Below are 26038 nucleotides of genomic sequence, written 5' to 3'. Positions count from 1 at the left end.
CGCTGTCAGTCCTCCTTCAGGGCGGCTGCGTCGGCGTCTGTGTTCGCGTCTGTGTTGCCGTCTGTGTTGGCGTTCAAGGCCGCGTCGAGTATCGCCGGGAAGGCGTCCACGAACGACTGTGCCTGCTCACGGGTGAGAATGAGGGGCGGAGCGATCCTGATCGCGTCCGGCTGCACCGCGTTGACCAGGAATCCGGCCTCCCGCGCGGCGGCCTCGACCGCCGGCCCGGCGCCCGGGGCCAGCACGGCGGCCAGCCAGAGGCCCCGGCCGCGGACCCCGGCCAGCAGCGGATGGTCGATGCCGGCGAGCCCGTCCTTGAGCAGCGTCCCGACGGCCGTGACGTGGTCGAGCAGGTTCTCCTTCTCGATCGTCCACAGCACGGTCAGCGCGGCGGCGGAGGCCACCGGGCTGCCGCCGAACGTGCTGCCGTGGTCGCCCTTGGCGAAGAGCTCGCCGTACGGGCCGAAGCCGATGCACGCGCCGATGGGCAGCCCGCCGCCCAAACCCTTGGCCAGGGTGAGGATGTCGGGCCGGACGCCCTCGTGCTGGTGGGCGAACCAGGCCCCGGTCCGGCCGATGGCGGACTGGATCTCGTCCGCGACGAAGAGCGCGCCGGTCGCGTCGCAGATCTCGCGCACGGCGGCGAAGTAGCCGTCGGGCGGCGGCACGACGCCGGCCTCGCCCTGCGCCGGCTCCAGGAACACCGCCGCGCATTCGTCGGTGACCGCCTCGCGCAGCGCGTCGGCGTCGCCGTACGGGACGAAGCGCACGTCGATCGCGAACGGGCCGAACGGCTCGCGGATGGCCTGCTTGCCGGTGAGCGACAAAGCGCCCATCGAACGGCCGTGGAAGCCGTTCTCAGCGGCCACGAAGTACGTCCGGCCGTTGGCCTTGCCGTACTTGATGGCCAGTTTCAGCGCACACTCGTTGGCCTCGGTGCCGCTGTTGGCCAGGAAGACCCTGCCCTCGCCGCCGAGCAGCTCGCGCAGCTTCTCGGCCAGCACCACCTCCTGCTCGTTGATGAACAGGTTGGAGGTGTGGGCCAGCGACATGACCTGGTTGCTGACCGCCTCGCCGAGCTCCTCGTGGGCGTGCCCGAGCGAGCTCACCGCGATCCCGGCGATCAGGTCGAGGTACTCCTTGCCGCCGGCGTCCCAGACGACGCTGCCCTGCCCTGCGACCAGCGCCAGCGGCGGGACTCCGTAGTTGGGCATGAACGCGGCCTCGTACCGCTTCCGCAGGTCCTCGGCGCTCACGCCGTCACCCCTCCCTTGACCGGTCCGCCCGGGCTGGGCAGGACCATCGTGCCGATCCCCTCGTCGGTGAAGATCTCCAGCAGCAGCGAGTGCAGGACCCGCCCGTCCAGGACGTGCGCCTGCGGCACCCCGCCGCGTACCGCGTGCAGGCAGGCCTCCATCTTCGGCACCATGCCCGCCGACAGCTCCGGGAGCAGCGCCGCCAGCTCGTCCGTGGAGATCTCGTCGATGACGTCGTCGCTGGCGGGCCAGTCGGCGTACAACCCCTCGACGTCGGTCAGCACGACCAGCTTGGTGGCGTCCAGCGCGACGGCCAGGGCCGCCGCGGCGGTGTCGGCGTTCACGTTGTAGATCTCGCCGTCGTCGCCGCGGGCGATGCTGGAGACCACCGGGATCCGGCCGTCGTCGAGCATCGCGCGCACCGCGCCGACCTGGATCTCGACGATCTCGCCGACCTGCCCGATGTCGACCGGCTCGCCCTCCACCACGGCGAACTTGCGCTCGGCGGTGAAGAGGTTGGCGTCCTCGCCGGACATGCCGACGGCGAACGCGCCGTGCCGGTTGATCAGCCCGACCACGTCCCGCTGGACCTGGCCGACGAGGACCATCCGGACGACCTCCATCGCCTCGGGCGTGGTGACCCGCAGCCCGGCGGTGAAGTGCGACTCGATGCCGTTGCGGTCGAGCGCCGCGTTGATCTGCGGCCCGCCGCCGTGCACGATGACCGGCTTCAGCCCCGCGTACCGCAGGAACACCACGTCCTCGGCGAACGAGTGGCGCAGCTCCTCGTCGGTCATCGCGTGACCGCCGTACTTGATCACGACGGTGGTGCCGTGGAACCGCTCCAGCCACGGCAGGGCCTTGATGAGGGTCTCGGCCTTCGACATGACGCCGGCCCGGTTCTTGCGCATCCTGGCGCCGGAGATGGCGCTCAGCTGCTCGCTCGCCTGCCCGTTCGTCTGCTGGTTCGTCTGCTGGCTCGTCTGCCCGTTCGTCTTTCCGGTGGCGGTCATGTCGAGTACGCCGAGTTCTCGTGGACGTAGTCCGCCGTGAGGTCGGTGGTCCAGACGGTCGCGCTGTTGGGCCCCGCCGACAGGTCGACGGTGATCGTGACGTCGCGCGGCCGCAGGTCCACCTTGTCGCGGTCGTCGCCGAACGAGCCGTTCCGGCAGACCCACACGCCGTTGATCGCGACGTTGATCTCGTCGGGGTCGAAGACCGCCTCGGTGGTGCCGACCGCGGACAGCACCCGCCCCCAGTTGGGGTCCTCGCCGTGGATGGCGCACTTGAGCAGGTTGTTGCGGGCGATGGAGCGGCCGACCGTGACCGCGTCGAAGTCGCTGGCGGCCCCGACGACCTCGATCGTGATGGCCTTGGACGCACCCTCGGCGTCCACCAGGAGCTGCCGGGTCAGGTCGGCGCACACGTCGGTGAGCAGCTCGGTGAACTCCGCCTCGTCCGGCGTCACCCCGGCGGCGCCCGAGGCCATGAGCAGCACCGTGTCGTTGGTCGACATGCAGCCGTCGGAGTCGAGCCGGTCGAGCGTCACCGCGGTGGCCGAGCGCAGGGCGCGGTCCAGCGCGACCGCGTCCAGGTCGGCGTCGGTGGTGACGACCGCGAGCATCGTGGCGAGCGACGGGGCGAGCATGCCCGCGCCCTTGGCCATCGCGCCGATCATGTAGCCGCCCGCGCCCTGCCGGAACGCGATCTTGGCGACGCTGTCGGTGGTACGGATGGCGTCGGCGGCGGCGAGCCCGCCGTCGGTGCGCGACAGCCCCGCGGCCGCGACCGCGACGCCCGGGAGCAGTTTGTCCATCGGCAGCCGCTCGCCGATCAGGCCGGTCGAGCAGACCATGATCTCCCCGGCCGAGTCCTGGATGGCCTCGGCGACGGTCTCGGCGGTGGCATGCGTGTCCTGGAACCCGGCGGGCCCGGTGCAGGCGTTGGCGCCGCCGGAGTTGAGCACCACCGCGCGCACGCGCCTGCCCTTGATCACCTGCTCCGACCACAACACCGGCGCGGCCTTCACACGGTTGCGGGTGAAGACCGCCGCCGCCGCGCGGGACGGCCCGTCGTTGACGACGAGGGCGAGGTCGCGGGCCCCGCTGTCCTTGAGCCCGGCGACGACGCCTGCGGCGCGGAAACCCTGGGGGGCGGTGACGCTCAAGGTGCCACTCCGATCGTGGTGAGCCCGAGTTCTTCGGGGAGGCCGAGGGCCAGGTTGGCGCTCTGCACGGCGCCGCCGGCCGTGCCCTTGGTGAGGTTGTCGATGGCGGCGACCACGACGACGCGGCCGGCGCGTTCGTCGAGGGCGACCTGGACGAGGGCGCTGTTGGCGCCCAGGGTCATGGAGGTGGCGGGCCACTGCCCCTCGGGCAGCAGGCCCACGAAGGGCTCGCCGTCGTAGGCGTCCTGGTAGGCCTCGCGGAGCGCGGCGGCGGTGACGCCCGGCTTGGCCTTGGCGGTGCAGGTGGCCAGGATGCCGCGGCTCATCGGCGCCAGCGTCGGGGTGAACGACACGGTGACCGGCTCGCCCGCGACGGCGCTGAGGTTCTGGATCATCTCCGGGGTGTGCCGGTGGCCGCCGCCCACCCCGTACGCCGCGACCGACCCCATGACCTCGCTGCCCAGCAGGTGCGGCTTGAGGGCCCGGCCCGCGCCGGAGGTGCCGGAGGCCGCGACCACGACCACGTCCGGCTCGGCGAGCCCGGCACCGAGAGCGGGGAACATCGCGAGCGTGACCGAGGTCGGGTAGCAGCCCGGCACCGCGATGCGCCGCGTGGCGCGCAGGACGTCCCGCTGCCAGGGAAGCTCTGGCAGGCCGTACGGCCAGGTGCCGGCGTGCGGCGAGCCGTAGAAGTGCTCCCAGTCGGCCGGGTCGGCCAGCCGGAAGTCGGCGCCGCAGTCGACGACCAGCACCTCCTCCCCCAGCCCTTCGGCGATCGGACCGGACTGCCCGTGCGGCAGCGCCAGGAAGACCACGTCGTGACCGGCCAGCGTCTCGGGGGTGGTCTCGGCCAGCACCCGGCCGCGCAGGAATCGCAGGTGGGGCTGGTGCGCTCCCAGCTCGGTGCCGGCGTTGGAGCCGGCCGTGAGCGTACCGATCTCGAACCCTGGATGGCCGGCGAGGATGCGCAGCACCTCACCGCCCGCGTAGCCGCTGGCGCCGGCGACCGCCGCCCTGATTCCCATGCTCAGTCCTTCCGGAGGGTAGGCAAGATTATGCATGAGTGTGGATGAGTATTCAACGAGACTCCCACCATACGAGATCCCGAAGGCCCTCCGGTCATTACTTCGAGGACTAAAGATTTGACAACTAAATATATGGCCCCTAAGCATAGTCCTCGTGGACGCGAAGAAGCTGGGATTCGGCGATCTGGACAGCCTCGGCCCCATGGAGGAGTGGCCCATCGGCCGCCTCTTCGCCGCGGCGTCCCGGCTGGCCGGACCCGTGATGTGGCGGCTGATCGAGAAGCACGGGACGAGCCCCGCGGGGTTCTTCGTCCTCCGGGCGCTCGTCAGCGAGGACGGCCTGCGTCCCGGGGAGCTCGCCAAGCGGCTGCTCATCTCCCCCGCGACCGTCACCACCGTGGTCGACACGCTGGAACGCAACGGCCACGTCGAACGGCGCCGGGACGAGCGCGACCGGCGCGCCCTGCGGGTGCACATCAATCCCTCGGGGCTCGCCGTGGTCAGCGAGACCGGCGCGGCCATGAAGGACGACATCTGGAGCATGTACGACGTCGTCGACGAAGAAGACGAGCCGGCCGTCCGCAGGTTCCTGCTCCGCCTGATCGAGAAGTTCGACTCCGCCGACGCCTACGAAGGAGACCACCCGTGACCGAGCCACCCCCGGACATCGCCATCGGCGCGGTGGACCTCCACAAGACCTATACGAGCCCGCGCGGCGACGTGCCCGCGGTCCAGGGCATCGACCTGGACGTACGCCAGGGCGAGTTCTTCGGCCTGCTCGGCCCCAACGGCGCAGGCAAGTCGACCACGATCGGCATGCTCACGACCCTGGTGGTGCCCACCTCCGGCTCCGCACGCGTGTGCGGGTTCGACGTCGAGAAACAGCCGGTCGAGGTCAAGCGGCGGATCGGCATGGTGTCGCAGAACAACACCCTCGACAACGACCTCACCGCGTTCGAGAACCTCGAGTTCCGCGGCCGCTACTTCGGCATGAGCGCCCGCGACGCCCGCCGCCGTGCCGAAGAGCTCCTGGAGCTGTTCAACCTGACCGACCGGCGCGAGGGCAACCCGTTCGAGATGTCGGGCGGCCAGGCCAAGCGCCTCATGATCGGCCGCGCCCTCGTTCACCGGCCCGAGGTGCTCTTCCTGGACGAGCCGACCGCCGGGCTGGACCCGCAGACGCGCGTCAACCTCTGGAAGATACTGCGCGAACTCCAGAAGGCCGGGCAGACGATCGTGCTCACCACCCACTACATGGAAGAGGCCGAGGCGCTCTGCGACCGGGTCGCCGTGGTCGACCACGGCAAGATCCTGGCCAGCGGCACCGTCGAGGAGCTGAAGGGCTCCGCCGGCGCCGAGACCGTGCTCACCGTCGCCTACGACGGCTCGGTCCCCGACCTCGGCGGCCTGCGGGAGCGCGACGGGATCTCCAAGGTGGAGCTGTCCGGCAACCAGGTACGGGTCTTCGCCCACGAGGCCGACGGGCTGCTCGGGGAACTCGTGGCCCTCGGCACCTCCGCCGGCGTCAGCGTGACCGACGCGTCCCAGCTGCGCCCCAGCCTGGAAACCGTCTTTCTCACCCTCACCGGACGGGAGTACCGCGAGTGACCACCAAGACAGCGCAGGGAAAGACAGCGCAGGGAAAGACAGTGCAGGCGGAGACCCTGACCGCGCCGCCCGCCGTGCGCCCCACCATCCCGCGGACGTTCATGGCGATGATGGCCCGCGAAGTCCGGGTGATGCGCAAGAACTTCCTGTCCACGTTCGTCCGCGTGCTCGCCCAGCCGCTGATGTTCGTCTTCGTCTTCGCCTACGTGCTGCCCAAGATCGGCGGTGGGATGGCCGGCCAGGGCGGCGCGACGTTCGCCACGATCCTGGTGCCCGGCCTGGTCGGGTCCTCGATCATGATGCAGGCCATGATGGCGGCCATCTTCCCGCTGATGATGGAGCTGACCTGGCAACGCTCGATCACCGACCGGGCACTGGCGCCCCTGCCGATCCCCCTCCTGGCGATCCAGAAGATCGTGGCCGCCGCGCTCCAGGGCCTCATCGGCGGCCTGCTGGTCTTCCCGGCCGTGCTGTTCATCCACGCCGACGGCCAGGCACCGGAGGTCCACGTCGCCAACTGGCCGATCTTCCTGGTCGTCATGATCACCGGCGCGCTGCTGGCGGCGTCCGGCGGCCTGCTGCTCGGCACCGTGATCAACCCGCAGAAGGCCCAGGTGCTCTTCGCGGTGGTCCTCATGCCGATCACGATGCTCGGCTGCGTCTACTACCCCTGGTCCGCACTCGACAACGTGCGCTGGCTGCAGATCGCCAGCCTCTTCAACCCGCTGGTCTACCTGAGCGAGGGCCTGCGCGCCGCGCTGACCCCCGACGTGGGCCACATGCCCACGTGGGCGTTCCTGCTCCCGCTCATCGGCGGCACGATCGCCCTGACGTGGTTCGCGACCCGAACGTTCACCAAGCGCGTCCTCACCTGACGCGTCCTCACCTGAAAAGGAGCGGGACCCGGGGTTTTGCCGCCCCCGGGTCCCTTGGTTTACCGCCCAATTCGCACGCCGGCACATATACGGATGTGGATCAGTTCTGAAGGCCCTTGTGCGTTACCTTTACGCCATCGCCCCACGAGCGGAGCGAGCTGGACTCGAACCAGCATCTCAAGGGGGCTCGTCCACATCCGATCGATCCGGCGATCGGCGGTGAATGCTGAGTCTGGAGCGAGAATCTGAGGTTGAGCGGACGGCTGCCTCTACCGATTGGGCCACCCCACCGTGAAATGGCGGGGGCGGGATTCGAACCCGCACTGTCACTCGTCCTGGTCAGCTTCGGCTTCAGCTTCAGCTTGCGCTCCTCGCGCACCCCCCGCTCGGCGGCGGGGGGATCCTTGTTTGATTATTGAAGAGAGTCTTGATTATTGAAGAAGTATGCAGTTATCCGAACAGGTAGGAGAAGACGGCCTCGCCCACGCGCTGGTCGGTCACCTCGGTGCCGTTGGCCTCCTCACGCGCGAACTTCACCGCGTTCTGCAGCTTCTCGAGCCGCTCCAGCAGTTCGTTGACCCGCTTGGCGGGCAGCGCGCCGGAGAACTTCACCGTGGTCCAGTAACCGACCGGGACGTCCTCGTAGTACACCTCGACCTGCGCCGGGTGCTTCTCGGTCGCCTCAGCCTTGACGTGGTTGCGCGGGACCTTCTTGGTCTTGACCGTGCGGACCGGCTCGGTCCGCCACACGTCGGTGGACGCGTCGTGCGTCCAGGCCTCCGCGGCGTCCAGCACCGGCAGCTTGCGCACGAACGTCTGCAGGTCCTTGAGCTGCTTCTCCAGGAAGAGCAGGTAGGTGACCGGCGCGTCCCGTACCAGCGTGGTGCCGTCGACCGTCACATCGGCGCGGGCGACGCAGTTCGCCCAGTCCTTGGTGGCGGTCACGTCGAAGAGCCGCGTGAGCGAGGTGCTCATGTCGCGCAGCACGTCGTCGACCTTGACCTGCACGCGGGTCGACTCGGCCGGCAGCTGCTCGCCCTCCTCGTCCTTGGGCTGGTAGGTCCGCGAGATGCCCGACAGCAGCGGCGCCTTCTGCACCGAGTGGTGCGCCTCGGTGAGGTCCTGGAAGGACTTGCTCTTCACGCCCTTCTCCACCGCGATGATCTGATTCAGTTTCGTCGCCACTGGTGTCGCGCCCCCTTTCGATTCGAGAAAGACCGTAGCAGCGACGAATACTTCACATCACCGCATTTTCATTGCCCTGGCTCCTCTTCGTCGATCTCGGTGAGGCCGGTCCGCCGGTCGATGCGGAGCCAGCGGGTGATGCCGATGCCGCGCAGGAACGGCAGGTCGTGGCTGACCACGATGAGCGCGCCCTGGTAGGCCTCCAGGGCCTGGCTGAGCTGGCGCGCGCTCGCCATGTCGAGATTGTTCGTCGGCTCGTCCAGCAGCAGGAGCTGCGGGGCGGGCTCGGCGAGCAGCAGCGACGCCAGCACGGCACGGAACCGTTCACCTCCCGACAGCGTGCCCGCGAGCTGGTCGGCCCGTGCGCCACGGAACAAAAAGCGCGCGAGGCCCCCGCGGATCGTGTTCACCGACGCCGACGGGGCGAACGTGCGCACGTTGTCGACGACGCTCACGTCCTCGTCGAGCACGTCCAGGCGCTGCGGCAGGTACCGCAGGCCGTCCACCCCGACCTTCACGGCCATGCCTTCGGGCACCGAGTCGCCGACCAGGGCGCGCAGGAACGTCGTCTTGCCCGCCCCGTTCGGGCCGACCAGCGCGATCCGTTCCGGGCCCCGGACGATGAGCTCGTCCATCGTGCCCGGCTCGGGCTCGGCCGCGGTGAGCCCCGTGACCGTGAGGACCGTCCGGCCCGCCGGTACCTCGGTCGCGGGCAGCTTGACCCGGATCTCCGCGTCGTCGCGTATCGCCTCCTCGGCCTCGGTCAGCTTCTCCTTGGCGTCGGCGAGCCGTTCCTCGTGCATGATGCGGTGCTTGCCCGCCGCGACCTGAGCCTGGCGTTTGCGCTCCTGCATGATGATCTTCGGCTCGCGCTTCTGCTCGTACATCTTGTTGCCGTAGCGAACGCGCCGCGCCAGCTTGACGTGCGCCTCCTCCAGCTCGCGCTTCTGCTTGCGCAGATGCGTCTCGGCCGCGCGGACCATGCGCTCGGCCGCTTCCCTCTCGATGGCGAGCGCCTCCTCGTACTCGGTCAGGTTGCCGCCGAAGTTGCGGATCTCGCCGTCGCGCAGGTCGGCGATCTCGTCGACCCGGTCCAGGAGGGCCCGGTCGTGGCTGACGACGACCAGCACCCCCGGCCAGGCGGTGACCGCGTCGTACAGCCGGCGCCGCGCGTCCAGGTCGAGGTTGTTGGTCGGCTCGTCGAGGAGCAGGACGTCCGGCCGCGCCAGGAACAGCGCGGCCAGCCCGACCATGACCGTCTCGCCGCCCGACAGGGTGGCCACGGTCCGGTCGAGGCCGAGGTGGTCCAGGCCGAGCCGGTCGAGCTCGGCGCGGGCCCGTTCCTCGACGTCCCAGTCGTCCCCCACCGCGGCGAAGTTCTCCTCGGTGGCCTCACCGCGTTCGATGGCGAGCAGCGCGGCGCGGGCCTCGCTGATCCCGAGCAGGTCGGCGACGGTACGGGCGGTGCCGAGCGGAAGGTTCTGCGGCAGGTAGCCGACCTCCCCCGCGACACTGATCGTGCCCGACGCCGGGCGCAGCTCACCGGCGATCAGCTTCAGCAGGGTGGACTTGCCCGATCCGTTGACGCCCATCAGACCGGTGCGGCCGGTGCCGAACGCGGCGTCCAGACCGTCCAGCACCTGGGTGCCGTCCTCCCAGGCGAACGAGACGTCCTGGCAGACAATGGAAAAAGACATGAGCGGTTCCTCCATGACGCGTCGAGATGTCAAAGGACACGTGGAGACACCGCGGTCTGGCACCGCGTGCGGACGCCGGGCATGAAAAAAGCCCGGACGAAGGGGTCCGCTGAGATCGCGAGCGCGAGCCATGGAACGGCTACAGCGCGGTGTCTGCGACCTCAGTTCTTCAAAGGACTCCCCAGCCGGGCGGCGATGTGACCCACCCAGGTTAACCAAACATTGATCACAATACAAATGGGGGCCGCTCCGCCGGGTCCGCGGTGAAGGCGAACCGGACGACCGCGGGCAGTGACCTGTCCAGATCGGCGGAGGTGACGACGCCGTCCGGCACGGGGCGGGCCTCGACCGGACGGCCGCCCAGGCGGACCGCTGTGGCGGGGTTCAGCAGCCCGGGCCGTGTCTTCAGCAGAACCTCCCCTGAGGCCGTCGCCGGGGCCAGGGCGTCCGCCAGGAACGCGTAGGCGTGACGGTCGTCGCGGGTCCAGCGGATCCACGGGCCGTCGTCGCTCGGCACGGCGGCCTCGAACGGCCTCGTCGCGTACACGGCAGAGGCGTGGTCGACCATCCAGGACGCGATGCCCTCCAGGACGTCGCGCTGCTCGCCGGGCAGAGTGCCGTCGGCTTTGGGGCCGACGTTGAGCAGCAGGTTCCCGCCGCGCGAGACGACGTCGGCCAGCAGGCGGACTGCGGCCGCCGTGTCAAGCAGGTGTTCTGGGCCCTCATTGCGGTTGTAGCCGAAGGAGAGGCCGATACCGCGGCAGTGCTCCCAGCGGGAGGCCGTCTCGTTCTGGCGGTTCGCCTGGTACTCGCTGGTCAGGAAGTCGGCGTGGGCACCGTCCCAGCGGTCGTTCACCACGCCGTCCGGGACGGTGGCGTAGTAGTCGGCGAACAGGCCGGGCAGGTCGGCCATGCCGGCGGCCGGCCAGCCGATGTCGTTCCACAGCACGTCCGGCTCGTACCGGCCGATCAGATCGCGGATCTGGCGCAGCGCGTACGCGGCGTAGGCGGCCTCGTGCGGACGGCAGTCATCGATCAGTTCCTCGTGGCGGATGACGTCCCTGCGGCCGGCCCACCAGTCGAGACCACCGGAGTAGTACGTGCCGAAACGCAGGCCGCGGGCCCTGGTGGCGGTGGCGAGATCGGCGATCAGGTCACGCTGCGGGCCGCGCCGGACCGTGTTGCGGACGCGGGTGCCGGGAGCGTCCCACAGGGCGATGCCGTCGTGATGCTTGCTGGTCGCGACGACATAGCGGGCACCGGTGCGGGCGAACAGGTCGATCCAGCCGGCAGGGTCGAAGGATTCGGCCTTCCACGCGTCGAGGAAGTCATCGTAGGGACGGCCGCCGTGGACCGCACGCTGGTGCTCGTGGGCGGGGCTTCCCTCTATGCGGCTGGTGTTCCAATACCACTCGGCGTACGGGTTGTGGGCGAACTGCTCATCCGGGTCCATGGCCCCCAGTTCGCCCGTGGGCTCGGCCCAGGCCGGCACGGAGTACGCACCCCAGTGGACGAATATGCCGAACTTGGCGTCGGCGAACCACGCGGGCACCGGCCGGTCCGTCACAGCGGACGGCATCGCCATCCGGCCCCCGGTCGGAGTCTCCTGCGTCATCTGGTCCTCCGCAGCCGCAGTGTCGTGATCTGGAACGGGCGGAGCGTCACGGGGATGCTCCCGTCGGCCTCCATCGCGATCGGCTCGGCGCGCGACGGCCGCTCAAGAAGGTCGGTGACCGTCACCTCGGCCACCGGGAACGAGGCCCGCACGCGGGTGTCCGCCCGGCCGCCGAGCGACTCGTACAGGCGCACGATCACGTCGCCGGACCGGTCGTCGGCGAGTTTGACCGCCTCGATCGACGCGGCGTTCCCCTCGATGCCGACCAGCGGGGCCGGCGGCGCCCCGGAACCGCCGCCGGTGACACGCAGCGGAAGGTTCAGGGCGTAGCCGCCGGCGACGGCGTCGGCCGTCGCCGCGCCCGGCAGCAGCGTGTACGTCATCCGGTGACGCCCTTGATCGGCCTCGGGATCGGGGCTGCGGGGCGCGCGGACGAGGCTGAGCCGCACGGTCGTGGTCGTGCCGCCGCCGGGGCGCGTGGCACGGGTGACGTCATGGCCGTAGGTCGAGTCGTTGAGCAGCGCCACCCCGTAGCCCGGTTCGGCGACATGGGCCCAGCGGTGGCAGGGGACCTCGAACCGGGCCATCTCCCAACTCGTGTTGGTGTGCGTCGGCCGGAACACGTGCCCGAACTGGATCTCGGCGGCCGACCGGTCCGCGTGCACGTCGAGCGGGAAGGCCGCCTTGAGGATCTTCTCGCGCTCGTGCCAGTCGATCTCGGTCTCGATCCGCACCCCCGGGCTGCCCGCGATGACCGTGATGGTCTGCACGATCCTGGACGCGCCGAAGGAGCGTTCCACGCGGACGGATCCGACGAGCGGGCCGTGCTCGGTGGCGGTGACCGCGTCGGCGCCGGTGAGGTCGGTGTGCCGCCGCCGGTAGTGACGGTCGATGTCCCACGCGTCCCAGTGGTTGGGGAAGTCGGTGTGCAGTTGCAGGAGGTTGCCGTGGGTTCCCGGTGCGAGCACCTCCCGGCTGGCCACCAGGTCGCGGACCGAGGCCAGCAGCCCGGACTCGTCGACGTCGATCCGCACCAGACCGTTGTCGAGCGTCCAGCCGGACCCCGAGCCGGTCACCGTCACGGCCGCCGGCACCGTCGCCGGGGCACCGCCGCCGCCGAGTCTCGCCGCGCCCGAGCCGGGGACCTCGGCGAAGACGGCGGCGGATCCGTCGCTCAGCCGCTGGCCGTTCGGCCCGGCGTCCGGTTCGCCCACCAGGTCGACGGCCAGCTCCGCCGGGACCCGGATCACCTCGGCGCGCCCCCGCGGGCTCGTGTTGAACACCCAGCCGGTACGCCCGGCGCCGGACACGGCGGCCGTCGCGGTGCGGATGATCTCTTCCAGGTCGTCCCGGACGCGGGTGTACACGGCCTCCGCCTCACGGTGCACCCACGCGATCGAACTGCCGGGCAGGATGTCGTGGAACTGGTGGAGCAGCACGGTCTTCCAGAGCCGGTCAAGCTCCTCGTAGGGATAGTCCAGCCCGGCGGCGACCGCGGCGGTCGCCGACCAGAGCTCGGCCTCCCGCAGGAGATGCTCGCTGCGCCGGTTGCCCGCCTTGGTCCGGGCCTGGCTCGTGTAGGTGGCCCGGTGCAGCTCCAGGTAGAGCTCGCCGGACCAGACGGCGGCGTCCGGATATTCGGCGCGGGCGGCCGCGAAGAAGCCGTTCGGGTCCTCGATCACCACCTTCGGCGACCCTTCGAGGTCCCTCAGCCGCCTGGCCTTCTCGAGCATCTCCCGGGTCGGACCGCCGCCGCCGTCGCCGTGCCCGAACGGCAGCAGCGACCGGGTCCCCGCCCCCTTGTCGGCGTAGTTCGCCACGGCGTGCGCCAGCTCACCGCCCTCGAACGTGCCGTTGTAGGTGTCGGCGGGCGGGAAGTGCGTGAAGATCCGGGTGCCGTCTATGCCCTCCCACCAGAACGTGTGGTGCGGGAACTTGTTGGTCTGGTTCCAGGAGATCTTCTGGGTGAGGAACCACTCGTTGCCGGCCAGCACGGCGAGCTGCGGATAGGCGGCGGTGTAGCCGAACGAGTCGGGCAGCCAGACCCCGCGGGTCTCCACCCCGAACTCGTCGAGGAAGAACCGCTTGCCGTGCACGAGCTGGCGGGCGAGCGCCTCGCCGCCGGGCAGGTTCCCGTCGGCCTCCACCCACATCCCGCCGACCGGCACCCACTGCCCCGCCTTGATCGCCTCACGCATGCGCTGGAAGATCTCGGGGTGGCGGTCCTTGACCCATGCGTACTGCTGGGCTTGGGAGCAGGAGAACACGAACTCGGGGTAGTCCTTGGCCAGGGCGGTGACGTTGGCGAAGGTCCGGGCGGTCTTGCGCTGGGTCTCGCGGATGGGCCACAGCCAGGCGCTGTCGATGTGCGCGTGGCCGGTCGCGGAGATGGTGTGGGCGCTGGCTTGCGCGGGCCGGGCCAGGACGCCGGCGAGGTTGGCGCGCGCCCGGGCGGCGGTGCCGGCCACGTCGTGGATGTCGAGGTCGTCCAGCATGCGTTCGAGGGCCCGCAGGATCTCGTGCCGGCGCGGGTCCGTGGCCGGCAGCTCCCGCATGAGCTCCGACAGCACCTCGGTGTCGAGCCGCAGATGCCAGACGTCCTCGTCAAGGACGGCCACATCGGCGGCGCCGAACCGGTAGAGGGGCTCGTCGCCCGCCGTCGCCTTGTCGCCCAGGCGAGTGGGGACGAAGCCGTTCGCCAGGATGTCGGGGTTGGCGGCCATCTCGACCAGCAGGCCGACCCGCTCGCCGCCCGCGGCCGGGCCGGCGAGCGGGACGTACTGGTTCATCGGCTCGATGCCCTTGATCGGCCGGCCCTGAAGGTCGTGGACGAGCGCCTCGGCCTGGTTGCCCGGCCAGTCCCCGACGAACCCCAGGTCGAACACGGCCTCCACGCGGCGGCCCGCCCAGCCGGCAGGCACCGTCGCGGTCGCCCGCAGCCAGCTGGTCGACCAGGCGCGACCCCAGCGGGTCCCCGGCTCGAACGGCACGTACTCGGCGACGAGCGCCTCGCCGACCGGCACCGGTTCGTCCGGCACGTTCCAAATCTCGAGGTCCATCGGGATGCGCTCCGCGTACGTCGCGGGGACGATCCGTTCCCGCAGGGCGCGGTCCAGCCTGTCCTCGACCTGCTTGCGGTCGTCATGCATCGGTGCCTCGCCTTCAGCGCAGGTAGCCCAGCTGGGGGAACTCGCTCTCGTACCGTTCCAGAAGCCGCCGAGCGACCGTGACGGAATCGACCAGCGGATGGATCGCCAGTGCGCGCAGCGCGGCCGCCCGGGATCCGGTGGTCGCCGCCTCCAGCACAGCGCGCTCCACGGCCTTCACCGAGACGACCAGGCCGAGCGCATGGTCCGGCAGGGGGTCCCCGGCCACCGGCCGTGCCCCGCCCGCGTCGACCACGCAGGGCACCTCGACGACCGCGTCGGAGTCGAGCCCGGCGAGGGTGTCCCGGTTGCGGACATTGAGGATCAGGGTGGCGTGCTCGTCCTGCGCTATCGCGCGCATCAGCGCGAGCGCGACCTTCTCGTATCCCCCGGACTCGAGATCCTCGGACGCGCGTTCCCCGGCGCCGGCCGCCTCCCGGTTCTCGGCCATGTAGGTGACTTCGCGCCTCAGCCGGGTCGCCTCCCACGCCTGGAGTGCGGATCCGGAACTGGAGGCGGTGCGCGCGTAGAAGTCGCGCTGCTGGTCCAGGACGACGGCGCCTCGGCTTTGCCGGGCCGCCCGCGCCGCCGCGACCGCGTCCCGGTCGTAGTAGTAGTAATGCAGGTACTCGTTGGGTACGGCGCCGATCGTGCGCAGCCACTCGCCACCGAAGAGCCGGCCCTCCTCGAAGGAGGCCAGCGCCGCGTCGTCGCGCAGGAGGGCGGGGAGCACGTCCCGGCCGTCGACGCGGACGGCCCGCAGCCAGCCCAGGTGGTTGAGGCCCGCGTAGTCGAACCAGGCGCTCGCCGGGTCGACGTCGAGGGCGGCGGCGACGCGGCGGCCGAGTCCGACCGGGGAGTCGCAGATGCCGATCACGCGGTCGCCGAGGTACCGGGACATCGCCTCGGTCACCAGCCCGGCGGGGTTGGTGAAGTTGATGACCCACGCGCCCGGGGCGCGGGCGGCGACCCGCCTGGCGATGTCGATGGCGACGGGGACCGTGCGCAGCCCGTAGGCGATGCCGCCCGCGCCCACGGTCTCCTGACCGAGCACCCCTTCGCACAGGGCCAGCCGCTCGTCGGCCGCCCGGCCCGCCAGCCCGCCGACCCGGATCGCCGAGAACACGAAGTCGGCGCCGGTGAGCGCCTCGTCGAGGTCGGTCGTGACCGTGACCCGCGGGGCGTGCGGGAACTCCACGGCCTGCTCGGCGAGCACCCGGCCGATCACGCCCATCCGCGCCGCGTCGAGATCGTGGAGGACGACGTGGGTGACGTGGCCCTTCGCCCGGTCGGCGAGCAGCGCCCGGTAGACCAGCGGCACGCGGAATCCGCCGCCGCCGAGGATGGTCAGCCGCATGCCTCGATCACCTCGCCCCCGTTTCGATGATCTCGGTGCCCGTTTCGATGATCTCGGTACCCGCCTCGCGCAGGGCGGCGGCCGTGGCCGCGTCGGCGGGCGCGTTCGTCACCACGAGGTCCAGGTCCTCGGGCCCGCAGACCTTGGCCATGCCGATGCCCGGGAACTTCCCGGCGTCGGCCACGAGGATCACCTGGTCGCTGACCGAGATCATCGCCCGTTTCACCGGCACTTCGATCACGGTGGTGTCCATCACGTGACCGCTCGGCCGTACCCCGCTGGTCCCCAGGATCAGCCGGTCGGCGTGGATCTGCCGGATGTTGTCCTCGGTCATGAACCCCACCAGCGACCGGTAGGGCCGCCAGAGCATTCCGCCGAGCACCATCAGCTGGATGTCGGGCTCCTCCTGGAGCTCCTCCACGACCGCGAGGCTGCTGGTGATGACGGTGAGGGACCTGCCGCGCAGCCGCCGCGCGACGCGGTGCGCGGTCGTGCCGATATCGATCAAAACCGTTTCCCCATCCTTGATCAATTCAGCGCAGCGCGCGGCGATCGCGTCCTTCTCAGCGGTATGGACCGCCGCCACGTCAATGAACGGATCGTCCCGATCCTCGGTCGGCACGGCGCCGCCGTGGACCCGCCGCAGCAGGCCGTCCTCGTCGAGTTGTGCGAGGTCGCGGCGGATGGTGGCGCCGCTGGTCGCCAGCCGGTCGGCCAGCGTCTCGACGGTCGTCGGGCCATCGGTGCGCAGGATGCGCAGTATCAGCTCATGGCGTTGGTCCCGAAGCATGCGAGCACGGTAGCGCGTTCGCTCATGAATGAAAAATTTTGCTCACTCTCTTGCACATCTCTGCGCAGGTGTGGACGATATGCCCAACCTAAAGGCCGCTAACGGTCCTGCCTCTCCCCAAAGGCCACTCTGATGATCAGACCTGGCACGTCACGGTCCACAGACGTCGACGTTCTCCTGTCGGGACTGCTGTTCCACGACCTGGTCTTCACCGGACTCGACCAGCCGCCCAAGCCGGGCACCGAGGCATGGAGCACGGGCATGGGCGCCGGTCCGGGCGGCATCGCCAACTTCGCCGTGACGCTCGCCCGGCTCGGCCTGCGCACGGCGCTGGCGACCGCGTTCGGCGACGACCGTAGCGGCCGTGACTGCTGGGACACCCTTGAGACCGAGGGCGTCGATCTGTCGCCGTCACGACGGTTCGGCGGCTGGACCACGCCGGTCACCGTGTCGTTCGCCTACGACGGCGACCGCGCCCTCGTGAGCCACGGAACCGCCCCTCCCGAGCTGCGCGTCACGCCACCGGGAGCGCGGGCGGCCGTGCTCCACATCGCGCAGGAGCGCGTTCCCTGGCTGGAACGGTCCGATCTGGGCCTGGTCTTCGCCGACCTCGGCTGGGACCCCTCCGGGGAGTGGTCCCCGGACGCCCTCGGCCAGCTCGCCCACTGCCACGCGTTCATGCCCAACGCCCACGAGGCCATGTCCTACACGCGGACCGACACCCCCGAGGCGGCGGTCGCGAAGCTGGCCGAGCTCGTCCCGCTCGCCGTCGTGACCCGCGGCGCCGGTGGAGCCGTCGCCATCGACGGCTCCACCGGTGAGACCGCCTCCGCGGACGGGGTCCCGGTCGCCGCCGTCGACCCCACCGGGGCCGGCGACGTGTTCGGCGCGAGCCTGGTCGCCGGGACGCTCGCCGGCTGGCCGCTGGCCCACCGGCTCCGCTTCGCCAACCTGTCGGCCGCGCTCTCGGTCCGGCGTCCCGGCGGGTCCCTGTCCGCACCCGGCTGGGCCGGAATCACCGAATGGTGGCGCGCCGTCCCGGCCGACCCGGAGCTCCGCCGCGCCTACGCGTTCCTCGACGATGTCATCCCCGATGTCATCCCCGCCGCTCCCGCACCGGTGCCCGGGGCACCGGACATCCAGGCCCCCGCCACCCCCTCCCCAGAAGGATCATCACGATGGAACTCACACGCAGACGACTGATCCAGGCCGGCCTGCTCACCGGCGCGGGACTCGCCGCGAACGCATGCGGCGGCGGCCCATCGGGCAAGGGCTCCGACAGCCTGGCCGGCAAGAAGATGGCCATCTGGGTCTGGGACGGCTGCATCAGCATGAACGTCCTCAAGGACGGGGTCGCCCACTTCAGCCAGACGAAGCTGACCCCCTCGGTGATCGGCGGCACGTTCAAGCAGAAGCTGCTCACCACGATGACCAGCCGCGCGTTCCTGCCCTCGATCACCGGTGTCAAGGGCGAGGACATGCCCTTCTTCAAGGGCACCAAGGCCGACCAGTTCGTCGACCTCAACACCCTCGGCGCCGACAAGCTCTCCTCGCAGTACGTGTCGTGGAAGCTGAAGCAGGCCACGACCAAGGACGGCAAGCTCCTCGGCCTGCCGATCGACATCGGACCCTGCGCGCTGTTCTACCGGCAGGACATCTTCGCCAAGGCCGGGCTGCCGACCGAACCCAAGGACGTGTCCGCGGCGATGTCCACCTGGGACGGCTACTTCGACGCCGGTGTGAAGCTCAAGAAGGCCGTGCCGGACTCGTACCTCATCGACGATGGAAGCGCACCGTTCAGCTACACGGTCAAGCAGGGCACCAAGCTGTTCATCGACGAGAACGACCGCTTCGTCGCCGACCAGCCCCATATCCGCACCGCCTGGGACCGGGCGATCAAGGCCATGGAGCTCGGCATCGTGGCGCCCTACGCCGAGCCGGGCAGCACCGACTCCAACGCCGCCTACAACAACGGCACGGCCGCCAGTTCCGTCGGGGCGGCCTGGCACTACCTCGACCTGGTGCAGGCGGCCCCCAAGACGAAGGGCAAGTGGCGGGTCGCGGCGATGCCGGGCGGGCCGGCCAACTTCGGCGGCTCGTTCCTGAGCATCCCCAGGGACGGCGGCGACCACGCGCTGGCGTTCGAGATCATCACCTGGCTGCTCAGCCCGCAGAACGAGGCCCGCACCTGGGTCGACAACGGCAACTTCCCCGCCGCCCCGGCGAGCTACTCACTGCCCGAGCTGACCGGGCCCGTCCCCTTCTTCGGCGGCCAGAAGACCATCGAGATCTTCGCGCCCGCCGCCGACAAGATCCCCGTCGCCTACGAGGCGCCGGCGGACGCGGCCGTCTCCGCCCCGTTCCTGTCCGAGTTGAAGGACGTCTGGGCGAAGAAGAAGGACCCGGAGAAGGCCTGGAACGACGCGGTCAGCACCGCGAAGCAAGTCGCCCAGCGCGAGGGCGTGAGCTAGATGGTCGCGACCCGTGCCGGCACGGGGCATCCGCGAACAAGAAAGAGGGCCCTGAAGAAGAGGACACTGAAGAAGGCGCTGCGGGCCTACTGGCGGCAGTACCTCGCGATCTCGCCGTTCTACGTCCTCTTCGCCGTGTTCATGCTGGGCCCCGTGCTGTTCTCGCTCTTCCTGGCCTTCCACAAGTGGGACGGCCTGGGGCCCATGGAGTTCGTCGGGCTGCAGAACTTCCGGTTCATGGTCAAGGACAGTCTGTTCTGGCAGTCGCTGACGAACACGTTCGCGATCTGGTTCCTGTCCACCATCCCCATGCTCCTGCTGGCGCTGGTCCTCGCGGCGATGCTGAACTCGTCGGTGCGCTTCGGCGGCTTCTACCGGGTCGCGTACTTCATCCCCAACGTCACCTCGATCGTCGCCATCGCGATCTTCTTCGGCTCCGTGTTCGCCAACCAGGTCGGCCTGGTCAACGTCGTCCTCCAATGGCTGCACGTGGGGACCGTCGGCTGGCTGACCGACAGTTTCGCGATCAAGCTCGTCATCTCGGCACTGATCACCTGGCAGTGGACGGGGTACAACGCGATCATCTACCTGGCCGGCATGCAGGCGATCTCCTCGGAGCTGTACGAGGCCGCCCGGATCGACGGCGCCGGGCCGGTGAAGTGCTTCCTGAAGATCACGCTGCCGCTGCTCCGGCCGGTCATCCTGTTCACGGTCATCATGTCGGCGATCGGCGGCATGCAGACCTTCACCGAGCCACAGGTGCTGTTCGGCACCGTCGACGCGACCAACCCCGACACCGGCGGACCGGGCCACGCGGGGCTGACCACCGTCCTGTACCTGTACCGCGAGGCGTTCAACTTCAACCAGCTGGGCTACGGTGCCGCGATCGCCTGGGCGCTGTTCCTGGTCATCCTGCTGTTCACCGTCATCAACTGGCGCCTGATCGCGGGCTCGGGAAGGAGGGACCGGTGAGTCAGGCGGTGAGCGACCAGGGCGTTCCCATGACCGGAGCGGCGCACCGGGCGAACAGGGCCAAGCGGGTGAACCAGCGGGCCAGGTCCCTGAAGCGGGCCAAGCGGATCGCCCTGCACGTGCTGCTGGTGTTCGGCACGCTCGTGTCGGTGTTCCCGTTCTACTGGACGGCGGTGATGGCCACCAACACCACGGAGGACATGTACCGCAACCCGCCGGCACTCGTCCCGGGGCCGCACCTCGTCCGCAACGTCCAGCGCGTCTTCGACAACGTCGACTTCATGGGGTCGCTGCTCAACACGATCATCGTCGCCTGCGCGACGACCTTCCTGGTGCTCCTGATCGACTCACTGGCGGCGTTCACCTTCGCCAAGTACGAGTTCCCGGGGAACCGGATGCTGTTCCGGTTCCTGCTGCTGACCCTGATGCTGCCCGCGCAGCTGTCCCTGATCCCGCGCTTCGTCCTCATGGTGGAGCTGGGCTGGGCGGGCTCGCTGAGTTCGCTGATCTTCCCCGGGGTCGCCAACGCGTTCGGCATCTTCCTGCTGCGCCAGTACATCCAGAATTCCGTGCCGGACGACCTGCTCCAGGCCGCCCGCCTCGACGGCTGCGGGTTCCTGCGGCAGTACTGGCACGTCGCGCTGCCCGCCATCCGGCCGGGTCTGGCCTTCCTGGGCATCTATACGTTCATCACGGCCTGGAACGACTACGCCTGGCCGCTGGTGGCGCTGGTCGACCCGGAGAAGGTGACCCTGCAGGTGGCTCTCGCCCGGCTGAACACCGCCCACCACACCGACTACAGCATGGTGATGGCCGGGACGCTGCTCGCCGTCCTGCCGCTCGTCGTGGTGTTCGTCCTGTTCGCCCGGCAGTTCATCCGGGACGTGATGAAGGGAGCGCTGCGTGGTTGATCGTCCATGGGCCTGGCCGGAGCTCACCGGATGGCGGCGGCTGCCGATGAACGCCGTCCGCCGATCTCCCGGTCTGCCCCTGGACGGCCGCTGGCGGTTCCAGCTCCTGCCCGCACCCGGCGCCCCGCTCGGCGCCGAATGGGGACGGGCGGACGTCCCCGGGTGCTGGACCATGCAGGGCACGGCCGACTTGCCGCAGTACACGAACTACCAGATGCCGTGGCCGGACCTGCCCCCGCGTCCTCCCCCGGCCAGTCCGACAGGCGTGTACGAACGGGACGTGGACGTGCCGGCCTCCTGGGCCGGGCGCAGGATCGTGCTGCACGTCGGGGCGGCGGAGAGCTGCCTGATCGCGCAGGTCAACGGCGCCGACGCCGGGATCGGCAAGGACTCCCACCTGGCGAGCGAGTTCGACGTCACCGAGTTCGTGCGGCCGGGCGAGACGAACACGATCCGGCTCACCGTGGTCAAGTGGTCCGACGCCACGTTCATCGAGGACCAGGATCACTGGTGGCACGGCGGCATCACGCGCCCGGTGTTCCTGTACGAGACCGACCATCTCCATCTCGCCGACCTGGACGTCACGGCGCGCGGCTACGGGGTCCTGCGGGTGGACGCGGAGGTGCGCTCAGCGCGGGGTCACCTGCCCGCCGGGTGGCATGTCTCCGTGAGCCTCGACGGGCTGGCACTGAGCGTGGACGAGGAGCACGCCGCCCTCCTCACCGAGCGGGAGCAGGTCTCGACCTGGCTCGGCCGGACCCGGTTGCGGACGGTCGTGCCCGACGTCCGGCCGTGGTCCGCGGAGACTCCCGCGCTGTACGGCCTGACCGTGCGCGTCCACGGCCCGGACGGGGCCGTCGCCGACGAGACGACCGTGCGGATCGGTTTCCGGGACGTCGAGATCATCGGCCGCGACCTGGTGGTGAACGGGGAACGGATCTACATCCGCGGGGTGAACCGGCACGATTTCCACCCGCGGACGGGGCGGGTGGTCTCCGCCGACGACATGCGGGCGGACCTGACGACCATGAAGCGGTTCGGCTTCAACGCCGTGCGGACCTCCCACTACCCGAACGATCCGGCCCTGCTCGACCTCGCCGACGAACTCGGCCTGTACGTGGTGGACGAGGCCGATCTCGAAAGCCACCGGTACGCCCGCGAGATCGCCGGCGACCCCGCGTACCTGCCGGCCTTCCTGGACCGGGTGTCGCGGATGGCCCGGCGTGACAAGAACCATCCCAGCGTCATCGTCTGGTCGCTCGGTAACGAATCGGTAACGAAAGCGACTACGGCACGGGCCACGACGCGGCTGCGGGCTGGCTGCGCGCCTTCGACCGGACGCGGCCGATCCAGTACGAAGGCGCCGTCAAGTACGACTTCGACGGCGGCACGATCAGCGACATCATCTGCCCGATGTACGCCTCCGCCGAGAACATCGCCGGCTACGCCCGTTCCGGCAGGCAGACCAGGCCGCTCATCCTGTGCGAATACTCGCACGCCATGGGCAACAGCAACGGCGGCCTCGCCCACTACTGGGAGACCATCGAGTCGGCCCCCGGCCTGCAGGGCGGATTCATCTGGGAGTTCTGGGACCACGGCCTGCTGCAACAGATCAGCGACGGTCGGCCCGCGGGAGACGACGGGGACTACTCCGCCGGGACGACGAGTTCCGGGTACCGGTGGGCGTACGGCGGTGACTTCGGCGATGCGCTCAATGACGGCAACTTCTGCATCGACGGCGTGGTCTTCCCCGACCGCACGCCGAAACCGGTGATGTACGAGCACCGTGAGCTCGCCGCCCCGATCCGGCTGGAGGCGTCCGGTGGCGGAGTCCGGGTGCACAACCGCCAGCACTTCCGCGACCTCGCTTGGCTGGCCGCGGAGTGGCGGATCGAGGCGGAGGACGCACCGGGCCGTGCCGTGCCCGCCGATCTGCCGGACGTCCCCGCAGGCGGCTCGGCGGCCATCGCGTTGCCCGCCGGGCTCGTGCGCGACCTGCCCGGCGAAGGCGAGATCTGGCTGACCCTGCACACGACCGTTCGTGAAGACCAGCCCTGGGCACCGGCGGGCACGACCGTCTGCACGCCGCAGATATGCCTGCGCGGCGAGAAGCGGGACCTCCTGGACCGGTCCGGCGAACGCCACCGGCCGCCACGGCCGGGACCCGCCCGCGTCGGGTCCGGCGATGCTCCGATCGAGCTCGACGGCGCGGGGCTGCTGCTGCACCCGCTGCTCGCCGCGGCGCCGCGGCTCAGCGTGTGGCGGGCGCCCACCGACAACGACCGGCTGGCCGGGGTCGCCGCCCGCTGGGCGGAACGAGGACTGCCCGATCCCGCCCGCGAGCTGATCGACGTCGTCCGCCACGGCGACCGCGTCAGCGTCCGCGCCCGCTACCTCGACGGCCTGATCACCCACGAGCAGGTGCTCGCGGCGGCGGGCGAGGCGATCGTGGTCGAGGAGACCGCCGTGCTCGGCGACGAGCTGGCCGACGTCGCCCGCGTCGGCACCGTCTTCGAGACCGTCGCCGGGTTCGACCACGCCGAATGGTTCGGGCAGGGACCGTGGGAGACCTACCCGGACCGCTGCGCCGGCGGCCCCGTGGCCGGGCACCGGGCCCGGATCGACGATCTGTTCACCCCCTACGTGCGGCCGCAGGAAAGCGGAGGCCGGCACGGCGTCCGCCGGTTCACCCTCACCGGAGAGGCGAACACGCTGCGGATACGGCTCGACAAGCCACGCCAGGTGAGCATCACCCGGTACCGCGCGGCCGACCTCGCCGCGGCGGCACACCACGACGAGCTGGCACCGCGGGCGGAGTGCGTCGTGCACATCGACGCCGCCCACCGTGGCCTCGGCACGGCCTCCTGCGGTCCCGACACCCAGCCCGCGTACCTGGTGGGAGCGGGGACGTATCGATGGTCCTGGACTTTGGAGACCCGATGAACGGTGCGACCCGGGTGGCCAGTGCCCCGGTGAACTTCGGCATCTACGGATCGAACGGGGCGAGTCGCGATCCCGACGAGCTGCTGGCGAGCATGGCCGGCGCCGGATACGACGGCACCGACTCCGGCCCCATCGGCTACCTCGGCGCGGATCACGAACTGGCCGGCCGCCTGGCCGGCCATCGGCTCGGCCTGGCCGGTGGCTGGGTGGACCTGCGCTATGGCGATCCCGGCGGGTTCGAGGAGGACCTCGGCGGGCTCCGTCGCGCGCTGGAGTGGTTCTCCTCCGCAGCGCCGGACGATCCACGGTTCGCACCGCGCCCGACGCTGGCCTGCCCGGGCAACCCTCGGCGTTTCGCCCGCCCCGGCGTCCCCGTCCAGCCCGGCGTGCCCGACGCTCAGTGGCCGGCGTTCGCGGCGCGCGTGCAGCGTGCCGCCGACGTCTGCCGCGCCGCCGGCCTGGAACCCGCCTTCCACCATCATCTCGGCACCGACGTGGAGACCACCGAGGAGGTCGAGCGTCTCCTCGACCTCACCGACGTGGGGATCTGCCTGGACACCGGCCATCTCTGGCTCGCCGGCGGGGACCCGCCGGCGGCCCTGCGGGCCTGGGCGGGCCGCATCACCCAGGTGCACATCAAGGACGCCCGCCGCGACCTGCTCTCCCAGACCCGCGCCGACGGCGGGGACCTGACCGAGCTGGTGCGCCGCGGCGGTTTCTGCGCGCTGGGCGACGGAGACCTCGACATACCCGGGTTCGCCGCGGCGCTCAAGGAGTGCGGTTACACCGGCTGGGTCGTCGTCGAACAGGACGCGCCCGCCACCGGCCAGGATCTGGACGCGATCCTCGCCGACCAGCGCGCCAACCGCGAACTGCTGAGGCGGGCCGGACTGTGAGGATCAGGATCGCCGTCGCCGGACTGGGCGTCATCGCGCAGACAGTGCACCTGCCACTGCTGGAACGGCTCCGCGACCACTTCGAGATCACCGCGGTCTGCGATCTCTCCGCCGCGCTGACCACGCGGGTGGCCGCCAGATACGGGGTGCCCGCGTGCCACACCGATCTCGAGACGATGCTGGAGAAGGGCGGGTTCGACGCGCTCGTCCTGCTCACCTCCGGCTCACACGGCACGGCCGCGGCCGCGGCGCTGCGGCGCGGCTACCCCGTGCTGTGCGAGAAACCGCTCGCCTACACCCGCGCCGAGGCCGCCGAACTGGCCGCGCTCGACACCGGGCCTTCGCCGAAGCTGATGGTCGGCTACATGAAACAGTACGATCCGGCGGTCATGCGGCTCACCCGGTCGATGCCCGAGGCACATGCCGTCCAGGTGACGGTGCTGCATCCGAGCGACGCCTCGCAGCTGTCCTTCGCCAACCTGCCCGCCCCGCCGGACGACGTGCCCGCCGGCGTCCTCTCCGCGCTGCGCGCCGCCGACGACGACCTGCTGCGGACGGCCATCGGCGACGCCCCGCCCGCCGCGCGGGGACTGTACACGGCGATCCTGAACAGCATCAGCCACGACCTGTCGCTGCTGCGCCTGCTGGCCTGCGGCGCCGCGGACGTCGACCATGCCGCCGTCTGGTCCGGGCCCGCACCGGGCGACCGGTCGATCGAGCTGACCGGCCCGCTGCGGGGCGGCGGCCGGTACGCCATCCACTGGCACCTGCTGACCGGCTACCCCGCCTACCGGGAGACCGTCGCGATCCAGCACGCCACCGGGTCCGCCGAGCTGGTCTTCCCGACGCCCTATCTCCTTGGCGCGGCGACCCGCCTCACCCTCGTCGAAAACGACGGCGGCGCCGAACGGCGCACCCGGTACGCCGACGTGACCCCGTCGTTCCAGAACGAGCTGCTCGCCTTCCACGCCATGGTCACCGATGGCGTGCCGCCACTGACCGGAGTCGCTGGCGGCGCCGAGGACATCGTCACCGCACAGCTCGCCGTCCGCCGCCTCCGCGGCGACACCGCGGCCGGCGAAGCGGCCGAGCTCTGATCGCTCCGGCCGGCCCGGAGGCGGGCC

20 protein-coding genes and 1 pseudogene are annotated in these 26038 nt (G+C 70.6%); 11 read left to right on the top strand and 10 right to left on the bottom strand.

The features are described from left to right. Nucleotides 1–5: 5 nt before the first annotated feature. From F8566_RS43340 to argC, 4 genes are all read right to left on the bottom strand, one after another. The gene (locus F8566_RS43340) at nucleotides 6–1256 is read right to left on the bottom strand and encodes an acetylornithine transaminase (protein WP_151569113.1); all 1251 of its coding nucleotides are present in this window, start codon (nucleotides 1254–1256) and stop codon (nucleotides 6–8) included. Beyond that, the gene (gene argB, locus F8566_RS43335) at nucleotides 1253–2167 is read right to left on the bottom strand and encodes an acetylglutamate kinase (protein WP_151569165.1); all 915 of its coding nucleotides are present in this window, start codon (nucleotides 2165–2167) and stop codon (nucleotides 1253–1255) included. Before argB ends, F8566_RS43340 begins: the two co-directional genes overlap by 4 nt. 98 nt (nucleotides 2168–2265) lie before the next feature. After that, nucleotides 2266–3423 carry a bifunctional glutamate N-acetyltransferase/amino-acid acetyltransferase ArgJ gene (gene argJ, locus F8566_RS43330; RefSeq protein ID WP_151569111.1) on the bottom strand — a complete coding sequence of 386 codons (1158 nt, stop codon included), beginning with the start codon at nucleotides 3421–3423 and terminating at the stop codon, nucleotides 2266–2268. After that, nucleotides 3420–4448 (bottom strand): N-acetyl-gamma-glutamyl-phosphate reductase, encoded by a 1029-nt coding sequence (gene argC, locus F8566_RS43325; RefSeq protein WP_151569109.1) that lies wholly within the window; start codon nucleotides 4446–4448, stop codon nucleotides 3420–3422. Before argC ends, argJ begins: the two co-directional genes overlap by 4 nt. Before the next feature lie 154 nt (nucleotides 4449–4602). On the opposite strand from argC, the gene F8566_RS43320 reads away from it, so the two are divergent. Genes F8566_RS43320 through F8566_RS43310 form a run of 3 tightly spaced genes read left to right on the top strand, consistent with a single transcriptional unit; the run spans nucleotide 4603 to nucleotide 6931 of the window. Further along, nucleotides 4603–5097, top strand: a complete 495-nt coding sequence (locus tag F8566_RS43320) for a MarR family winged helix-turn-helix transcriptional regulator (RefSeq protein WP_151569107.1) — start codon at nucleotides 4603–4605, stop codon at nucleotides 5095–5097. Next, on the top strand, nucleotides 5094–6056 hold the full coding sequence (locus F8566_RS43315; protein ID WP_151569105.1) for an ABC transporter ATP-binding protein: 963 nt from the start codon (nucleotides 5094–5096) through the stop codon (nucleotides 6054–6056). The genes F8566_RS43320 and F8566_RS43315 overlap by 4 nt, the downstream gene beginning before the upstream one ends. After that, nucleotides 6053–6931 carry an ABC transporter permease gene (locus tag F8566_RS43310; RefSeq protein WP_225994048.1) on the top strand — a complete coding sequence of 293 codons (879 nt, stop codon included), beginning with the start codon at nucleotides 6053–6055 and terminating at the stop codon, nucleotides 6929–6931. Before F8566_RS43315 ends, F8566_RS43310 begins: the two co-directional genes overlap by 4 nt. A 450-nt stretch (nucleotides 6932–7381) precedes the next feature. Here the strand turns inward: F8566_RS43310 and F8566_RS43305 are convergent, their stop codons facing one another. From F8566_RS43305 to F8566_RS43280, 6 genes are all read right to left on the bottom strand, one after another. Further along, a complete protein-coding gene (locus tag F8566_RS43305; RefSeq protein ID WP_151569103.1) occupies nucleotides 7382–8116 on the bottom strand; it encodes a DUF7873 family protein in 735 nt (244 codons plus the stop codon). A gap of 68 nt (nucleotides 8117–8184) precedes the next feature. Next, the gene (locus F8566_RS43300; RefSeq protein ID WP_151569101.1) at nucleotides 8185–9813 is read right to left on the bottom strand and encodes an ABC-F family ATP-binding cassette domain-containing protein; all 1629 of its coding nucleotides are present in this window, start codon (nucleotides 9811–9813) and stop codon (nucleotides 8185–8187) included. Nucleotides 9814–10039: 226 nt separating this feature from the next. Continuing rightward, complete coding sequence (locus tag F8566_RS43295) at nucleotides 10040–11428, bottom strand: alpha-L-fucosidase (protein WP_225994047.1); 1389 nt, start codon at nucleotides 11426–11428, stop codon at nucleotides 10040–10042. Continuing rightward, on the bottom strand, nucleotides 11425–14577 hold the full coding sequence (locus F8566_RS43290; protein ID WP_151569099.1) for an alpha-mannosidase: 3153 nt from the start codon (nucleotides 14575–14577) through the stop codon (nucleotides 11425–11427). Before F8566_RS43290 ends, F8566_RS43295 begins: the two co-directional genes overlap by 4 nt. 13 nt (nucleotides 14578–14590) lie before the next feature. Then, nucleotides 14591–15931: a 6-phospho-beta-glucosidase gene (locus F8566_RS43285; protein ID WP_151569097.1), complete on the bottom strand. Its 1341-nt coding sequence runs from the start codon at nucleotides 15929–15931 to the stop codon at nucleotides 14591–14593. A 7-nt stretch (nucleotides 15932–15938) separates the two neighbouring features. After that, nucleotides 15939–16721: a DeoR/GlpR family DNA-binding transcription regulator gene (locus tag F8566_RS43280; protein ID WP_151569094.1), complete on the bottom strand. Its 783-nt coding sequence runs from the start codon at nucleotides 16719–16721 to the stop codon at nucleotides 15939–15941. A 132-nt stretch (nucleotides 16722–16853) separates the two neighbouring features. On the opposite strand from F8566_RS43280, the gene F8566_RS43275 reads away from it, so the two are divergent. The 8 genes and pseudogenes from F8566_RS43275 to F8566_RS43245 all read left to right on the top strand — a co-directional run bounded on the left by F8566_RS43275 (nucleotide 16854) and on the right by F8566_RS43245 (nucleotide 26011). After that, entirely contained in the window at nucleotides 16854–17924 is a 1071-nt protein-coding gene (locus tag F8566_RS43275; protein WP_151569092.1) for a carbohydrate kinase family protein, read from the top strand. Then, nucleotides 17900–19192 (top strand): ABC transporter substrate-binding protein, encoded by a 1293-nt coding sequence (locus tag F8566_RS43270; RefSeq protein WP_151569090.1) that lies wholly within the window; start codon nucleotides 17900–17902, stop codon nucleotides 19190–19192. The genes F8566_RS43275 and F8566_RS43270 overlap by 25 nt, the downstream gene beginning before the upstream one ends. Beyond that, entirely contained in the window at nucleotides 19193–20164 is a 972-nt protein-coding gene (locus tag F8566_RS43265; RefSeq protein WP_192810158.1) for a carbohydrate ABC transporter permease, read from the top strand. It abuts the gene before it with no gap. Further along, complete coding sequence (locus F8566_RS43260; protein ID WP_225994046.1) at nucleotides 20161–21075, top strand: carbohydrate ABC transporter permease; 915 nt, start codon at nucleotides 20161–20163, stop codon at nucleotides 21073–21075. Before F8566_RS43265 ends, F8566_RS43260 begins: the two co-directional genes overlap by 4 nt. Nucleotides 21076–21121: 46 nt before the next feature. Next, nucleotides 21122–22354 (top strand): annotated as a pseudogene (locus F8566_RS51940) (glycoside hydrolase family 2 protein); the annotation flags it as partial. Next, nucleotides 22345–24018, top strand: a complete 1674-nt coding sequence (locus tag F8566_RS51935; protein WP_318836475.1) for a beta-galactosidase small subunit-related protein — start codon at nucleotides 22345–22347, stop codon at nucleotides 24016–24018. The pseudogene F8566_RS51940 and the gene F8566_RS51935, both read left to right, overlap by 10 nt. Next, entirely contained in the window at nucleotides 24015–24914 is a 900-nt protein-coding gene (locus F8566_RS43250) for a sugar phosphate isomerase/epimerase family protein (RefSeq protein WP_192810157.1), read from the top strand. The genes F8566_RS51935 and F8566_RS43250 overlap by 4 nt, the downstream gene beginning before the upstream one ends. Further along, nucleotides 24911–26011, top strand: a complete 1101-nt coding sequence (locus F8566_RS43245) for a Gfo/Idh/MocA family protein (RefSeq protein WP_225994045.1) — start codon at nucleotides 24911–24913, stop codon at nucleotides 26009–26011. Before F8566_RS43250 ends, F8566_RS43245 begins: the two co-directional genes overlap by 4 nt. Nucleotides 26012–26038 lie beyond the last annotated feature (27 nt).

The sequence above is a fragment of the Actinomadura rudentiformis genome, assembly GCF_008923185.1.
In the GTDB taxonomy this organism is placed as follows: domain Bacteria; phylum Actinomycetota; class Actinomycetes; order Streptosporangiales; family Streptosporangiaceae; genus Spirillospora; species Spirillospora rudentiformis.
Note: the sequence above shows the minus strand (reverse complement) of the source record. Positions and strands in the feature narration are given on the sequence as shown.

Bases quoted from the DNA above. Each gene is read 5' to 3' on its own strand.
- argB (WP_151569165.1), bottom strand. From the start codon at position 2,167: ATGCGCAAGAACCGGGCCGGCGTCATGTCGAAGGCCGAGACCCTCATC.
- argC (WP_151569109.1), bottom strand. From the start codon at position 4,448: ATGGGAATCAGGGCGGCGGTCGCCGGCGCCAGCGGCTACGCGGGCGGT.
- F8566_RS43300 (WP_151569101.1), bottom strand. From the start codon at position 9,813: ATGTCTTTTTCCATTGTCTGCCAGGACGTCTCGTTCGCCTGGGAGGAC.
- F8566_RS43295 (WP_225994047.1), bottom strand. From the start codon at position 11,428: ATGACGCAGGAGACTCCGACCGGGGGCCGGATGGCGATGCCGTCCGCT.
- F8566_RS43290 (WP_151569099.1), bottom strand. From the start codon at position 14,577: ATGCATGACGACCGCAAGCAGGTCGAGGACAGGCTGGACCGCGCCCTG.
- F8566_RS43285 (WP_151569097.1), bottom strand. From the start codon at position 15,931: ATGCGGCTGACCATCCTCGGCGGCGGCGGATTCCGCGTGCCGCTGGTC.
- F8566_RS43280 (WP_151569094.1), bottom strand. From the start codon at position 16,721: ATGCTTCGGGACCAACGCCATGAGCTGATACTGCGCATCCTGCGCACC.
- F8566_RS43275 (WP_151569092.1), top strand. From the start codon at position 16,854: ATGATCAGACCTGGCACGTCACGGTCCACAGACGTCGACGTTCTCCTG.
- F8566_RS43270 (WP_151569090.1), top strand. From the start codon at position 17,900: ATGGAACTCACACGCAGACGACTGATCCAGGCCGGCCTGCTCACCGGC.
- F8566_RS43265 (WP_192810158.1), top strand. From the start codon at position 19,193: ATGGTCGCGACCCGTGCCGGCACGGGGCATCCGCGAACAAGAAAGAGG.
- F8566_RS43250 (WP_192810157.1), top strand. From the start codon at position 24,015: ATGAACGGTGCGACCCGGGTGGCCAGTGCCCCGGTGAACTTCGGCATC.